The 14,800-nt window shown below is 64.5% G+C and carries 15 protein-coding genes; 11 read left to right on the top strand and 4 right to left on the bottom strand.

Features of this window, described 5'->3' with window-relative positions:
• Positions 1–27: 27 nt before the first annotated feature.
• A complete protein-coding gene (locus J1C56_RS21775; protein ID WP_214392151.1) occupies positions 28–1,242 on the bottom strand; it encodes an MFS transporter in 1,215 nt (404 codons plus the stop codon).
• A gap of 75 nt (positions 1,243–1,317) precedes the next feature.
• Here J1C56_RS21775 and J1C56_RS21780 point away from each other — a divergent pair, with 75 nt between their 5' ends.
• Positions 1,318–2,274 carry an AraC family transcriptional regulator gene (locus J1C56_RS21780; protein ID WP_214392152.1) on the top strand — a complete coding sequence of 319 codons (957 nt, stop codon included), beginning with the start codon at positions 1,318–1,320 and terminating at the stop codon, positions 2,272–2,274.
• Positions 2,275–2,277: 3 nt separating this feature from the next.
• Here J1C56_RS21780 and J1C56_RS21785 read toward each other — a convergent pair whose 3' ends face one another.
• The 3 genes from J1C56_RS21785 to J1C56_RS21795 all read right to left on the bottom strand — a co-directional run bounded on the left by J1C56_RS21785 (position 2,278) and on the right by J1C56_RS21795 (position 4,624).
• Positions 2,278–2,820: a TIGR02281 family clan AA aspartic protease gene (locus J1C56_RS21785; RefSeq protein ID WP_214392153.1), complete on the bottom strand. Its 543-nt coding sequence runs from the start codon at positions 2,818–2,820 to the stop codon at positions 2,278–2,280.
• 100 nt (positions 2,821–2,920) lie between these two features.
• Positions 2,921–3,547, bottom strand: a complete 627-nt coding sequence (upp, locus tag J1C56_RS21790; RefSeq protein ID WP_214392154.1) for a uracil phosphoribosyltransferase — start codon at positions 3,545–3,547, stop codon at positions 2,921–2,923.
• Between the two features lie 102 nt (positions 3,548–3,649).
• Positions 3,650–4,624: an adenosine deaminase gene (locus J1C56_RS21795; RefSeq protein ID WP_214392155.1), complete on the bottom strand. Its 975-nt coding sequence runs from the start codon at positions 4,622–4,624 to the stop codon at positions 3,650–3,652.
• A 110-nt stretch (positions 4,625–4,734) separates the two neighbouring features.
• On the opposite strand from J1C56_RS21795, the gene ubiE reads away from it, so the two are divergent.
• From ubiE to kdpC, 10 genes are all read left to right on the top strand, one after another.
• Positions 4,735–5,511 carry a bifunctional demethylmenaquinone methyltransferase/2-methoxy-6-polyprenyl-1,4-benzoquinol methylase UbiE gene (ubiE, locus tag J1C56_RS21800; protein ID WP_214392156.1) on the top strand — a complete coding sequence of 259 codons (777 nt, stop codon included), beginning with the start codon at positions 4,735–4,737 and terminating at the stop codon, positions 5,509–5,511.
• 13 nt (positions 5,512–5,524) lie between these two features.
• On the top strand, positions 5,525–7,099 hold the full coding sequence (ubiB, locus tag J1C56_RS21805) for a 2-polyprenylphenol 6-hydroxylase (RefSeq protein ID WP_214392157.1): 1,575 nt from the start codon (positions 5,525–5,527) through the stop codon (positions 7,097–7,099).
• Between the two features lie 69 nt (positions 7,100–7,168).
• Positions 7,169–7,444, top strand: coding sequence for a FitA-like ribbon-helix-helix domain-containing protein (locus tag J1C56_RS21810; RefSeq protein ID WP_214392158.1), 276 nt, complete (start codon positions 7,169–7,171; stop codon positions 7,442–7,444).
• Positions 7,444–7,845 carry a type II toxin-antitoxin system VapC family toxin gene (locus tag J1C56_RS21815; protein ID WP_214392159.1) on the top strand — a complete coding sequence of 134 codons (402 nt, stop codon included), beginning with the start codon at positions 7,444–7,446 and terminating at the stop codon, positions 7,843–7,845. Before J1C56_RS21810 ends, J1C56_RS21815 begins: the two co-directional genes overlap by 1 nt.
• Positions 7,846–7,863: 18 nt before the next feature.
• Complete coding sequence (gene coaBC / locus J1C56_RS21820) at positions 7,864–9,081, top strand: bifunctional phosphopantothenoylcysteine decarboxylase/phosphopantothenate--cysteine ligase CoaBC (RefSeq protein ID WP_214392160.1); 1,218 nt, start codon at positions 7,864–7,866, stop codon at positions 9,079–9,081.
• A 126-nt stretch (positions 9,082–9,207) separates the two neighbouring features.
• On the top strand, positions 9,208–9,813 hold the full coding sequence (gene gstA / locus J1C56_RS21825; RefSeq protein ID WP_214392161.1) for a glutathione transferase GstA: 606 nt from the start codon (positions 9,208–9,210) through the stop codon (positions 9,811–9,813).
• Positions 9,814–10,228: 415 nt separating this feature from the next.
• On the top strand, positions 10,229–10,318 hold the full coding sequence (gene kdpF, locus J1C56_RS21830; protein ID WP_067954606.1) for a K(+)-transporting ATPase subunit F: 90 nt from the start codon (positions 10,229–10,231) through the stop codon (positions 10,316–10,318).
• A 31-nt stretch (positions 10,319–10,349) separates the two neighbouring features.
• On the top strand, positions 10,350–12,053 hold the full coding sequence (kdpA, locus tag J1C56_RS21835; RefSeq protein WP_214392162.1) for a potassium-transporting ATPase subunit KdpA: 1,704 nt from the start codon (positions 10,350–10,352) through the stop codon (positions 12,051–12,053).
• A gap of 37 nt (positions 12,054–12,090) precedes the next feature.
• Positions 12,091–14,163, top strand: coding sequence for a potassium-transporting ATPase subunit KdpB (gene kdpB / locus J1C56_RS21840; protein WP_214392163.1), 2,073 nt, complete (start codon positions 12,091–12,093; stop codon positions 14,161–14,163).
• 12 nt (positions 14,164–14,175) lie between these two features.
• Positions 14,176–14,745: a potassium-transporting ATPase subunit KdpC gene (gene kdpC / locus J1C56_RS21845; RefSeq protein ID WP_214392164.1), complete on the top strand. Its 570-nt coding sequence runs from the start codon at positions 14,176–14,178 to the stop codon at positions 14,743–14,745.
• The last annotated feature ends 55 nt before the right edge of the window (positions 14,746–14,800 follow it).

Consider the following 14,800-nt stretch of genomic DNA (forward strand, 5'->3'; position numbering starts at 1 on the left):
GCGGCGCAACAGGCTCGTCCAACATCGTCAGCTTGCGTGCTTTCCGCCGAAGCAGACGACGGCGATTGCCGCAAGCAACGTCGCTGCGCCGCTATAGGCAAAGGCGCTGGCAACGCCGGCATTGTCGACCAGCAGGCCGCCGAACACGGCGCCCAGCGCGATCGCCACCTGGAAGGTCGCGACCAGCAATCCGCCGGCACTTTCCGCCTGGTCGGGCGCGGCACGCACCATCCACGTTTGCACGGCCACCGGCACGGCACCGAAGGCAAAGCCCCACGCCGCGACGGCAATTGCCGAAACAGTCGGCGATGTCCCCTGCAGCAGCAGTGCAAGCGCGGCTATCGCAATCAGTAACGGCGCGAGTGTAACGGCTGCCTTGAGGCTGCGCTCGGCGAGGAAGCCGCCGGCGAAGTTGCCGAAGAACCCGCCGATGCCAAAGGCCAGCAGCACCAGCGAGACGTTCTCGATGTCGAGCACGGGCACCTGTTCCAGGAAGGCCCTGACATAGGTGAAGCCGGCGAAGTGCCCGGATGCGGTCAAGAGCACGACAAGCAGCCCGACCTTGACCATCGGGTTCTTGGCGACATCCAGCAGGCCGCGGAAGCTGGACACGCTCACCGGAGGCAGCTTGGGAAGGGTCGCGAACTGGACGATCAGCGTCACGACACCGACTGCGGCGGCGAGCATGAAGGCGGTGCGCCATCCCCAGATTTCGCTGACATAGGCACCGATGGGGGCGGCGCAGACGGTGGCTACGGAAACGCCGGTGAGGACGATGGACATGGCGCGCGGGAAGACATCGCCGGGCACCAGCCGCATCGCGATGGCAGCCGACATCGACCAGAAGCCGCCGAGTGCAACTCCCAGCAGGACACGCGCAAACAGCAGCGAAGGCAGCGACCAGGCTGTCGCTGCAAGCACGCTTGAGACGATCAGCAACAGCGTCAGGCCGAGCATGACGTGCCGGCGGTCGATGCGCTTGGTGATGATCGACATGGTCGGCGCGGCGATGGCGCCGATGATTGCTGTCGCTGTCACCGCCTGTCCGGCCGTGCCTTCAGTGATGCCGAGATCCTGAGCCAGCGGCGTCAGCAGGCTGGCCGGCAGGAATTCGGCGGTGACCAGCCCGAACACGCCAAGCGACAGCGACACCACGGCGCCCCACAGGGGTTCCGCGCGCTCCTCGGCTTTCGCTTTCTGGATTGGGATACCGTCCAGCGTTGCGGTCGCGATATCGTTCATGGGGGAGGCTCTCCGATTGCGGTGCGGTGCAACATGGGGGTGGCGAATTGGCGTTTCCATGCTAGAAACGCCAGCATGAATGATCGTTCGTCCAAACTTGCTGCTGACCCGCTGACCGACATCTTGCGTGGCTTGCGTCTGGAGGGCGTCGAATACGGCCGCTGGGAGCTGAAGGAGCCGTGGAATATCGAGTTTCCGGCCCAGGCCACGGCGCGCTTCTATTTCGTCGGCCAGAAGGCCTGCTGGCTGCGCCAGCCCTCGGGCGAGTGGGTCGAGCTTCGCTGCGGCGACGCCGTGCTCCTGCCGCGCGGCGTGGCACACGCGCTGGCCAGCGAGCCGGGCGCCAAGTCGTCGCCGATCAACGGCTACGAGATCAAGCAGATCTGCGAGAAGGTCTTTTGCCTGTCAACCGAGGGCTGCCAGCCAGGCACGCTGCTTTTCTGCGGCAGCATGTACTTCAACCTCGACGGCCTGCATCCGCTGCTCTGCATGATGCCCGACGTCATGCGCACGACCGAGCTCGAGGCCCATGATCCCGGTATCACCCACATGCTCGAAACCATGGCGCGCGAGGTCAAGCTCGAGCGCGTCGGCTCCGCCGGCATCGTCGCGCGGCTTGCCGATGTGCTTGCCGCCATCATCATCCGTTCATGGGTCGAGCGCGGCTGTGGCGATTCCAGCGGCTGGATCGCCGCGGTCAGGGATCCCAAGATCGGCAAGGTGCTGGCCGCGATCCATCTCGAACCGAGCCACAACTGGACGGTCGAGGCGCTGGCCCGGATGATGGGCGCCTCGCGCTCCGGCTTTGCCGACCGCTTCGCCGCCATCGTCGGCGAAACGCCGGCGCGCTACGTCACCCAGGTCAGGATGCATCAGGCACGGCAGTGGCTTGTCCGCGACCGCTTGCGCATCTCGGTCGTCGCATCCCGGCTTGGCTACGATTCGGAAGCCGCCTTCAGCCGCGCCTTCAAGCGTGTCATCGGCCATCCGCCGGGCCATTTCCGCACGGCGGACCAGCAGACCGCGGCGTGAGGCTCACTGCACCAGGAGCAGCGCGCCGTTTTCGACCTGGTATTTCTTGAGCCGCGACAGGAAGCTCATGCCGATCAGCGTGCCGTCGAGCGCCTTGTCTTCGAGCACGACGACAGGCACGTCGTCGACGCTGATCCGGCCGATCTGCAGCCTGTCGATGCGCGCAAGCGCTGCGCGCGCCGCACCGTTGGCCGTGTTGACCTTTTGGGTGAAGTCAGCCGGCGCGACCTTCACCCCGGCCTTGCGCGCGGTCGAGACGTTGATCGCCACCAGCGTGGCCCCGGTGTCGACCATGGCGTCGATCGAGCGCCCGTTGATCTTGAAGCTCGCGGTGAAATGGCCGCGCATGTCGGCGTCTATCGTCACGCTGCGGCCGGCGGTGGAAGCGGTGGCGGCGCTCACCGCGATCGGCTTGGGTGCCGGCGTGTCGCTGCCTGCCGCCATCTCGGTCAGCGCCTTGAACTTTTCGCCGTCCTTGTCCCAAAGCATCGGCACCGACGCGGATGCGCCGGCACAGACGCCGAATATGATGAGTTTGCGCAGCATGTGACGCCCTGATTTGAGGCGTCACGATAGGCCAGACAAGGTGATCGCGGCTTTAACGTCGCCGTCCCAATGTCAAAGGCGGTAAACCGCGGGTTAAGGCTTATTTGGTGCCGTACATGCGGTCGCCGGCGTCGCCGAGGCCAGGGATGATGTAGCCCTTCTCGTTGAGTTCGCGGTCGATCGAGGCGGTGAAGACAGGCACATCGGGATGCGCCTTGGTGAAGCGCTCGATGCCTTCGGGCGAAGCAAGCAGGCACAGGAAGCGCAAATTGGTGGCGCCGCGGCCCTTCAGCTTGTCGATCGCCGCGATCGCCGAGTTGGCCGTTGCCAGCATCGGGTCGACGACGATCACCAGGCGGTCGCCGAGGTCGCTCGGCGCCTTGAAGAAATACTCGATCGCTTCCAGCGTCTCGTGGTCGCGATAGAGCCCGACATGGGCGACGCGTGCCGCCGGCACCAGGTCGAGCAGGCCTTCGAGCAAGCCGTTGCCGGCGCGCAGCACCGAGGCGAAGACCAGCTTCTTGCCTTCGAGTGTCGGCGCTTCCATCGTCTCGATCGGCGTTTCGATCATCTTGGTGGTCAGTTCGAGGTCGCGCGTCACCTCATAGCCGAGCAGCAGGGAGATCTCACGCAGCAGCCGCCGGAAGCCGGCCGTCGAGGTTTCCTTGTCGCGCATGATGGTCAGCTTGTGCTGGACAAGCGGATGGTCGACGACGGTCACGGTCATGGCTTACGCTCCTGGAACTCGGATAATTGGCGCCATTCTATCGGCTGGCGCGCCGTCGACCAATGTCGCACCAGCCTTGAACCACAGTTTTGTCGGCCAAATTCAGCGTTTATGGCCGTCGAGACGGGCAAGAAGGGCAGCTTTGGTCTTCTTGTCGACGAAAGCGGCCTCGATCGCCGTCCGCGTCGTCGCCAGCAGTGCCTTGTCGTCCATGCCGAAATGCTCAGTGGCAATGTCGTATTCGCGCTTCAGCGTCGTCCAGAAATAGGGCGGATCGTCGGAGTTCAGCGTCACCTTGCAGCCGGCGTCGCGCAGCTTCGGGAATGGGTGGTCGGCAAAGCTGTCGAATACCTTCAGTGCGATGTTCGACCCCGGGCAGATTTCGAGCACCACGCCCTCGTCGGCGATGCGCTTGACCAGGTCGGGGTTTTCGATGGCACGAACGCCGTGGCCGATGCGCGACGGCTTGATGTGGTCGAGCGCCAGCGCCACGCTCTCCCAGCCCATCAGTTCGCCGGCATGGATGGTGATCCCGAGCCCGGCCTCGCGCGCGATCTCAAAGGCGCGCACATAATCCTCGAACTCGCCCATGCGCTCGTCGCCGGCAACGCCGAAGCCGGTCACCAGCGGATGGTTGCACCTGGCGGCGAAGCGCGCGGCGGCCTCGATCGATTCGACGCCGACATGGCGCACGCCGGTGACGATCATGCGGCCCTCGATGCCGGTCTTGGCCTTGGCCCGCTCCATGCCTTCGCCGAGTGCGTCGGTATAGGCCTTGGGCGACAGCCCGGCCTTGATGGCGTGGTCGGGCGAGGTGAACACCTCGGAATAGATCGCGCCGTCGCGCGCAAGGCTCGTCAGGTAGTGTTCGGACAGCCGGGCGTAGTCCTCTTCGGTGCGGAAAAGGTCGGCGGCGAAGTCGTAGGCCGCAAGGAACGAGGTGAAATCGTTCCACACGAAGGAGCCGTTCTGGATGAAGGGTGAGACGTCCTTGCCGTATTTCTGCGCCTGGCGGACGACGAGTTCGGGTGCCGCCGCGCCTTCTATGTGGCAGTGCAGCTCGGCTTTCAAAGGCATTCTTTATTCCTTGTCTTGTCGGCGCGGGCGCGGCCTAAAACCGCGCCTCTAACAATAGCGCCCGCTGGTGTGATCGGCTATGGTCCCGCCGGATTTGATTGGACAACAAAATGTCAGAACAACGGACGACGGCCGTCGGCGGCATGGAAACCTCCTACGGTTTCCGCAATGTCGGTGCGGGCGACAAGCAGGGCCTGGTCAACGAGGTCTTCCACAAGGTCGCCAACCGCTACGACATGATGAACGACCTGATGTCGGGCGGGCTGCACCGGGTGTGGAAGGATGCCATGGTTGCCTGGCTCAATCCGCCCAAGCGTCCGGGCTGGAAAGTGCTTGATGTTGCCGGCGGCACCGGCGACGTCGCCTTCCGCATCGTCGATGCCTCGCATGGCAACGCGCATGCCACCGTGCTCGACATCAACGGCTCGATGCTTGGCGTCGGCCGCGAGCGCGCCGACAAGCGCGGCCTCGCCGACAAGACCGATTTCGTCGAAGCCAACGCCGAAGAGCTGCCTTTCGCCGACGAGACCTTCGACGCCTACACGATCGCTTTCGGCATCCGCAACGTGCCGCGCATCGACGTGGCGCTGTCGGAAGCGTACCGCGTACTGAAGCCGGGCGGGCGCCTGCTGGTCCTCGAATTCTCCGAGGTCGACATGCCGCTGCTCGACAAGGTCTACGAAGCCTGGTCGTTCAATGCCATTCCGCGCATCGGCCAGGCGGTCACGGGTGACGGCGAGCCCTATGCCTATCTCGTCGAATCGATCCGCAAGTTCCCCAACCAGCAGAACTTCGCCGCGATGATCACGCGCGCCGGCTTCGATCGCGTCACCTTCCGCAACTACACCGGCGGCATTGCGGCTTTGCATTCGGGCTGGAAGCTTTGACGGACGGCGCGCGATGAGCAGTCTCGGGGCGTCTTTCCGGCTCGCGCGCGCGGGCTGGGTCCTGGTGCGCGAGGGCGTGGTCGCGGCCTTGCCGGGCGACCAGCTGACCGGCCTGCCCAAGTTCGGCTGGAGCGTCGCCAAGCTGTTCACCCGCCGTCGCGCCCGCAAAAGCGTGCGCAGCGACCGGCTCGCCAATGCGGTTGCCCGCCTCGGCCCTTCCTACGTCAAGCTCGGCCAGTTCCTGGCGACACGTCCCGACGTCGTCGGCGACGACATCGCGCTCGATCTGGCGCTGCTGCAGGACAGCATGGCGACCTTCCCGATGTCGGAAGCTGTCGAGGCCATCGAAGGCTCGCTCGGCCGCAAGGTTTCCGATCTCTATATCAGCATCGATGCGCCGATCGCCGCCGCCTCGATCGCCCAGGTCCACCCGGCCGAGGTCGACACGCCGGATGGGCCGCGCAAGGTCGCGGTCAAGGTCATCCGTCCCGGCGTACGCCGCCGCTTCTTCCAGGATCTCGAAAGCTATTTCCTGGCAGCCCGGCTGCAGGAGCGTTTCGTCCCGTCGAGCCGCCGCCTGCGCCCGGTCGAGATCACCGAGACGATGGCCCAGACCACCAAGATCGAGATGGATTTCCGGCTCGAGGCGGCTGCCTATTCCGAGCTCGGCGAGAATACCAGGGACGATCCCGGCTTCCGCGTGCCATCGGTCGACTGGGAGCGCACCGGCCGAGACGTGCTCACCATGGAGTGGATCGACGGCGTCAAGCTCAACGACATCGACGGGCTCCGCGCCGCCGGCCACGATCTCAAGGCAATCGCCGCGACGCTCGTCCAGTCGTTCCTGCGCCATACGCTGCGCGACGGCTTCTTCCATGCCGACATGCACCCCGGCAACATGTTCGTCGACGCCAAGGGCGACATCGTCGCTGTCGATCTCGGCATATCAGGCCGCCTCGGCAAGAAGGAGCAGCGCTTCCTCGCCGAGATCCTCTACGGCTTCATCACCCGCAACTACATGCGTGTCGCCGAAGTGCATTTCGAGGCCGGCTATGTGCCGCGCCATCACAATGTCGCGGCCTTCGCCCAGGCCATCCGCGCCATCGGCGAGCCGATCCACGGCCAGCCGGCCGAAACCATCTCGATGGCCAAGCTGCTGACATTGCTGTTCGAGGTCACCGAGCTGTTCGACATGCAGACGCGGCCCGAACTGGTGCTGCTGCAAAAGACAATGGTCGTGGTCGAGGGCGTTGCCCGCACGCTCGATCCGGCCTTCAACATGTGGAAGACCGCCGAGCCGGTGGTCGGCCACTGGATATCAGGCAATCTTGGCCCGCAAGGTCTGCTGATCGACGCCCGTGACGGCCTCGGCGCGCTGATGTCGCTTGTCCGTCAAGCTCCTGATTTCGCTGCCCGTACCGAGCGCCTGTCACGCCAGATCGACGCCATGGCCGAGAACGGCCTGCGTTTCGACGCCGAGACCGCCAAGGCCATCGGCAAGGCCGAGGCGCGCTACAACCGCTCCGGCCGTGTCGCACTGTGGGTTATCGCGGCGACGCTGGTCTACGTCGCCTGGAAGCTGTTCTAAGGGTGGCCGTCGTTTGACGCCCATGCTGTCAATGACTACATTGCAGTCAATGACAGCATGGAGGCGTCGATGGCTACGCTCACCATCAGAAACGTTCCCGAAGATGTAAAGCAGGCCCTGCGCGTGAAAGCCGCGCAGAATGGCAACTCGCTTGAAGAGGCATTGCGCCAGATTTTGTCTGGCGAGGTGGCCGCCGAGCAAACGCTCGCGTCCCGCATCGGCGCGGACGAAATCATGCGCCGCGCCGCCGAACTCGAGTCTGATCAGCCGACAGACAATCGCTACAAGCACTTTTCGCAAAAGGAGCTGAGCGACCTGATCTGCGGCGAGTTCGACGGGCTGTGATGGTTGTCGACACCTCGGCCATCATTGCGATTGCACGGCGTGAACCCGAGGCGCTGGCGTTCAGCACGTTGTTGGAGCAGACGCCGGGTAAGCTGATGGCTGTCCCTACCTATCTCGAATGCGTCTTCGTTCTCGCCGGCATCGCACCGAACAAAGGCCTCTCATTTCTGCAGGGATTGGTGGCCGACACGTTGATCAAACTCGTTCCTTTCGGTGAGCAGGAGCTGGAAGCAGCGGTCGATGCCCGGATACGCTACAGCAGGGGCTCCGGTCACACCGCCAAGCTCAACTTCGGCGACTGCTTCGCCTACGCGCTTGCGAAAACCCGAAATGTCCCGCTGCTTTTCAAGGGCGAAGATTTCATCCATACCGACATCGAGCCGGCGCTGAAGCCGGCCTGAGAATACGGCGGACCTGGCATGATCCTTTCCGGCAAGCGCATCCTGCTCATCATCGGCGGCGGCATCGCGGCCTACAAGTCGCTCGACCTGATACGCCGCCTGCGCGAGCGTGGCGCTTCGGTCCGTGCGGTGATGACATCCGCCGCGCAGGAATTCGTCACCCCGCTGTCGGTCGGCGCGCTGACAGCGGATCACGTCTTCTCCGATCTCTTCGACCGCCAGGACGAGCACGACATCGGCCACATCAGGCTGTCGCGTGAGGCGGACCTTCTGGTCGTAGCACCTGCCACGGCCGACCTGATGGCCAAGCTCGCCAATGGCCATGCCAATGACCTGGCCTCCACCGTGCTGCTCGCCACCGACAAGAAGGTCTTGCTTGCACCGGCGATGAACCCGAAAATGTGGTCGCATCCGGCAACCCGCCGCAACCGCGCCACGCTTGAAAAGGACGGCATCCATTTCATCGGCCCGATGAAGGGCGAAATGGCTGAGAGCAACGAGGCCGGCGAGGGCCGCATGGCTGAGCCGCTGCAGATCGTTTCCGCCATCGAAGCACTGCTCGACGTCAGCCCGAAGCCACTGTCGGGCCGCAAGATCATCATAACCTCCGGCCCGACGCACGAGCCCATCGATCCCGTGCGCTACATCGCCAACCGCTCGTCGGGCAAGCAGGGCCATTCGCTCGCTGCGGCTCTGGCGAAACTGGGCGCCGATGTCCGCCTCGTCTCCGGCCCGGTCACCATTGCTGATCCCGCTGGTGTGAAAACCATCCATGTCGAGAGCGCGCGCGAGATGCGCGATGCCGTCGAGCAGCTTCTGCCCGCCGATGCCGCGGTCTTCGTCGCCGCCGTCGCCGACTGGCGTACCGACAACGCCGCCGGCGAAAAGATCAAGAAGGTGGCGGGTGAGGGGCCGCCCGCGCTGCAGATGGTCGAGAACCCCGACATCCTCGCCGGTATCGGCCATCACGCCAAGCGGCCGTATCTTGTCGTCGGCTTCGCCGCCGAGACCCAGGACGTGCTCAGGAACGCCCAGGCCAAGCTTGCCAGGAAGGGCGCGGACTTCATCGTCGCCAACGACGTCAGCCACGAGGGCGGCGTCATGGGCGGCGACCGCAACCGGGTGAAGATCGTCAGCAAATCAGGCGTCGACGAATGGCCCGACCTGCCCAAGGAAGAGGTCGCCGAGCGGCTTGCCCGGTTGATCGCCGAGCGCCTGAAGACCGTCACGGTCTAACCCCTGGCGATTTCGACGCCGCCGGTTCTGCGGCAGCGGCAACAGAGTGTTCACCGGATGGATGCTTGGCCCTCTCGCCCGCGCATGCGAGGGGAGGGCCACCCACCATCTGGAGTTCCCCACGAAATGAAGCTTTTCTACATGCCCGGTGCCTGCTCGCTGGCCCCGCACATCGTCGCCAACGAAGTCGGCATCGACCTTGAGCTCGTCAAGGTCGACGGCAAGACCAAGACCACCGAAACCCAGCAGGACTTCCTCGCCACCAATCCCAACGGCTACGTGCCGGCGCTGGTCCTCGGCGATGGCGAGCTGATGACCGAATCCTCCGTGCTGGTGCAGTACCTCGCCGACCAGAAGCCCGAGAGCGGCCTGATGCCCAAGCCCGGCGACATGGCGCGCTACCGCGTCCAGCAGTGGCTGGCCTTCGTCGCCACCGAGCTGCACAAGGTCTTCGGCGCCTTCTTCAAGCCCAACACGCCCGAGGCGACCAAGGAGATCAACCGCGAACTCCTCGCCAAGCGCCTCGCTTTTGTCGACGGCAAGCTTGACGGCCGCGCCTATCTGATGGGCGACGCCTTCACCGCAGCCGACGCCTATCTCTGGACGATCCTCGGCTGGGCCAAGCATGTCGGCATCGACCTCAGCTCCTTCGCCAACATCCAGCGCTATATCGGCACCGTGGCCGCCCGTCCGGCCGTGCAGAAGGCCCTGCGCGCCGAAGGCCTCGCCTGATCTCCTGCCGCCGCTGAAGCGGCGGCCTCAAGTCGGACGACAAGACGGCCTCCAGGCACCCGCCTGGGGGCCGTTTTCTTTATGCAATTCCTATTTCTTTGCCTGCCCCGCTCTCTCGAACCTTAATGCGGTCCGGGGCCATATTCCGTTCCGAAATCCAGAGCCCCGCCAACGTCGTCAGCGTGCCTGACGCCGTCGTTTGGCGCGTGGCCATGGTCCTTGTGCCCTCGGTGCAAGGTTTCAACGGAACAGGAGCCTTCGAAGATGGATATCTTCGTTCTCGCCATAGGCGTCGTCTTCTTCGCCTTGTGCTTCGCCTACGTCAAAGCCTGCGACATCCTCTGAGCATTGGCCCGAAAATTGGAAACGATTTTCGGAAAGCACGATGCGCAAATTCAACAAGTGAGAACGCCAAATGTTGCTCGAATACATCCTCGGCGGCGCAGTGACCGTGTTCCTGCTTGCCTATCTGACCTACGCGCTCATCCGCCCCGAACGGTTCTGACCGCTCTGCGCTCGCACGGAAAGTTTCTCAAATGACCATCAATGGCTGGATACAGATCGCCGCGTTCTGCGCGATCATCATTCTGCTCGTGAAGCCGCTGGGCGGCTACATGACCCGCGTTTTCACGGGCGAGCGCACGTTTCTGTCGCCCGTGCTCGGCCCCGTCGAGCGTGTGCTCTACCGGCTAGCCGGCACCAGCGAACGCGAGGACCAGCACTGGACCGGCTATGCCGCCGCCATGCTGTCGTTCAACATCGCCGGCTTCCTGCTGCTCTATGCGATGCAGCGGTTCCAGGGCTCGTTGCCCTTCAACCCCGCCGCCATGGGCGCGGTATCGCCTGAACTCTCCTTCAACACCGCCGTCAGCTTCATGACCAACACCAATTGGCAGAACTACGGTGGCGAAAGCACGATGTCCTATCTCGTGCAGATGGCCGGTCTGACGGTGCAGAACTTCGTTTCCGCCGCCACCGGTATCGCCGTCGGCATGGCGCTGATCCGCGGTTTCGCCCGTGCTTCAGGCAAGTCGATCGGCAATTTCTGGGTCGACCTGACACGCGGCACGCTCTACGTGCTTTTGCCGCTCTGCGTCGTGCTCACGCTCGCCTATGTCTGGCTCGGCGTGCCGCAGACGATCGGCTCCTACGTTGCCGCGACCACTGTCGAAGGCGCGCAGCAGACCATCGCCGTCGGCCCGGTTGCCTCGCAGCTGGCGATCAAGATGCTCGGCACCAATGGCGGCGGCTTCTTCAACGCCAACTCGGCGCATCCGTTCGAAAACCCCGACGCCATCTCCAACTTCATCCAGATGGTCTCGATCTTCGCGCTTGGTGCGGCGCTGACCAACGTCTTCGGCCGCATGGTCGGCAACCAGCGCCAGGGCTGGGCGATCTTCGCCACCATGGGCATCCTGTTCGTCGCCGGCGTCGCCATCACCTATTGGGCCGAGGCTGCCGGCAATCCGCTGGTGCACGCGCTCGGCATCGACGGCGGCAACATGGAAGGCAAGGAAGTCCGCTTCGGCATCGTCTTGTCGTCGCTCTTCGCGGTCGTCACCACGGCTGCCTCCTGCGGGGCGGTCAACGCCATGCACGGCTCGTTCACGGCACTCGGCGGCATGATCCCGCTCATCAACATGGAACTCGGCGAAGTCATCGTCGGCGGCGTCGGCGCCGGCTTCTACGGCATCCTGATGTTCGTCATCATCGCCATCTTCGTCGCCGGCCTGATGGTCGGCCGCACGCCGGAATATCTCGGCAAGAAGATCGAGGCCAAGGAAATCAAGATGGCCGTTCTCGCCATCCTGTGCCTGCCGCTTGCCATGCTCGGCTTCACCGCGATCGCGGTGCTGATCCCGAGTGCCGTGGCGTCCGTCGGCACGCCGGGCCCGCACGGCTTCTCCGAGATCCTCTACGCCTACACCTCGGGTGCGGCCAACAACGGCTCGGCCTTCGGCGGCCTCACCGGCAACACGCCCTGGTACAACATCACCATTGGTCTCGCCATGCTGATGGGCCGCTTCCTGGTCATCATCCCGGCACTCGCCATCGCCGGTTCGCTGGTCACCAAGAAGACGGTTCCCGCTTCCGCCGGCACCTTCCCGACCGACAGTCCGCTGTTCGTCGGCCTGCTTGCCGGCGTCATCCTGATCGTCGGCGGCCTGACCTTCTTCCCGGCACTCGCCGTCGGCCCGATCGTCGAGCACCTCGCCATGATCGTCGGCCAGACGTTCTGATGCAGCGCCGCAAAACCAAAGGACTGGAGTCTCTCAAATGAGTGTCCACAAATCTGCGAGCCTGCTCGACGCTCGCATCATCCTCCCCGCCATGGGCGACGCGTTCAGGAAGCTTGACCCGCGCAGCCTGGCCAAGAACCCTGTCATGTTCGTCGTCGCCGTCGTCACGGCGCTGACAACCGTGCTGTTCGTCAAGGACCTGATCACTGGCGCGGACGGCCTCGGCTTCTCGTTCCAGATCATCTTGTGGCTGTGGTTCACGGTGCTGTTCGCCAACTTCGCCGAGGCCGTGGCCGAAGGCCGTGGCAAGGCCCAGGCCGACTCGCTGCGCAAAGCGCGCACCGAAACCCAGGCCAAGCTGCTCGAGGGCGAAAGCCGCACCGCCTACAAGATGGTGGCCGGTACCAGCCTGAAGGTTGGCCAGGTCGTTCTGGTCGAGGCCGGCGACATCATCCCCTCCGATGGCGAAATCATCGAAGGTGTCGCCTCGGTCAACGAAGCCGCCATCACCGGCGAGTCGGCTCCGGTCATCCGTGAATCCGGCGGCGACCGCTCGGCTGTCACGGGCGGCACCCAGGTGCTGTCCGACTGGATCCGCGTCCGCATCACGGCGGCTGCCGGCTCGACCTTCCTCGACCGCATGATTTCGCTGGTCGAGGGCGCCGAGCGCCAGAAGACGCCGAACGAGATCGCGCTCAACATCCTGCTTGCCGGCATGACGCTGATCTTCGTGCTCGCCGTCGCCACCATCCCGAGCTTCGCCACCTATGCCGGCGGCTACATCCCGGTCATCGTGCTGGTCGCGCTGTTCGTGACGCTGATCCCGACCACCATCGGTGCGCTGCTCTCGGCCATCGGCATTGCCGGCATGGACCGTCTCGTGCGCTTCAACGTGCTCGCCATGTCGGGCCGTGCCGTGGAAGCCGCCGGCGACGTTGACACGCTGCTGCTCGACAAGACCGGCACCATTACGCTCGGCAACCGCCAGGCCACCGAGTTCCGTCCGGTCAAGGGCGTCACCGAGCAGGAACTGGCAGATGCCGCCCAGCTCGCCTCGCTCGCCGATGAGACGCCGGAAGGCCGCTCGATCGTCGTGCTGGCCAAGGATCGCTACGGCATCCGTGCCCGCGACATGGGCTCGCTGCATGCGCACTTCGTGCCCTTCACCGCCCAGAGCCGGATGAGCGGCGTCGATTTCGACGGCTCGTCCATCCGCAAGGGCGCTGTCGACTCGGTGCTCAACTACGTCAAGTCAGGTGCTGCCTCAGCCTCAGGCACGCGTGTCGACACCGAAGCCGTGCGTGGCATCCAGGCCATCTCGGACGAGATCGCCAAGCTCGGCGGCACCCCGCTCGCCGTTGTCCGCGATGCCCGACTGCTTGGCGTCATCTACCTCAAGGACATCGTCAAGGGTGGCATCAAGGAGCGCTTCACCGAGCTGCGCCGCATGGGCATCCGCACCGTCATGATCACCGGCGACAACCCGATGACGGCCGCAGCCATCGCTGCCGAAGCCGGCGTCGACGACTTCCTCGCCCAGGCGACACCTGAGAACAAGCTCAGCCTGATCCGCGAGGAACAGGCCAAGGGCAAGCTTGTCGCCATGTGCGGCGACGGCACCAACGATGCCCCGGCACTCGCCCAGGCCGATGTCGGCGTCGCCATGAACACCGGCACTGTGGCCGCCCGCGAAGCCGGCAACATGGTCGACCTCGACAGCGACCCGACCAAGCTCATCGAGATCGTCGAGATCGGCAAGCAGCTGCTGATGACGCGTGGCGCGCTCACCACCTTTTCGATCGCCAACGACATCGCCAAGTATTTCGCCATCATCCCGGCGATGTTCCTGGCCTTCTACCCGCAGCTCGGCGCGCTCAACGTCATGGGGCTGGTAACGCCGCAGAGCGCCATCCTGTCGGCGATCATCTTCAACGCGCTGATCATCGTCGCCCTCATCCCGCTGTCGCTGAAAGGCGTGAAGTACCGGCCGATCGGTGCCGGCGCGCTGCTCCGCCGCAACCTGCTCGTCTACGGCCTCGGCGGCATCATCGTGCCCTTCATCGGCATCAAGGCCATCGACATGGCGATCAACGCCATCGGCCTCGTGTAAAGGACATCCATCATGTTGAAGCAACTCAGACCCGCGCTCGTCATGATCGCCGCGCTCACTGTCATCACCGGCCTCATCTATCCCCTCGGCATGACCGGTGTCGCGCAAGTCCTGTTCCCGCACCAGGCCAATGGCAGCCTGATCGAGAAGGATGGCAAGGTCATCGGCTCCGAGCTGATCGGCCAGGCCTTTTCAGGCGAGCGCTACTTCCACGGCCGTCCCTCGGCCGCCGGCGATGGCTACAATGCGGCTAGCTCCAGCGGCTCCAACCTCGGGCCGACCAGCGCCAAGCTGATCGATCGCATCAAGACCGATGCGGAAGCGCTCAAGCAGAGCGATCCCGGCGCACCGGTGCCTATGGAGATGGTCACCACTTCGGGCAGCGGCCTCGACCCGCACCTTTCGCCCGAAGCCGCCTACTTCCAGGTGGGGCGCGTGGCCAAGGCGCGCGGTGCCGATGAAGCTGTCATCCGCAAGCTCGTCGATAGCCATGTCGAGGCGCGCGAACTCGGCTTCATGGGCGAACCGGTTGTCAACGTGCTCAAGCTCAATTTGGCCCTCGACGCAGCGGTTGCGCCCTGACAAGGTCGCGCCGGAGTTCCAGCAGAACTTCGGCGCGCCAGACTGTAAAAGAACA

It is taken from the genome of Aminobacter anthyllidis (assembly GCF_018555685.1).
In the GTDB taxonomy this organism is placed as follows: Bacteria; Pseudomonadota; Alphaproteobacteria; order Rhizobiales; family Rhizobiaceae; genus Aminobacter; species Aminobacter anthyllidis.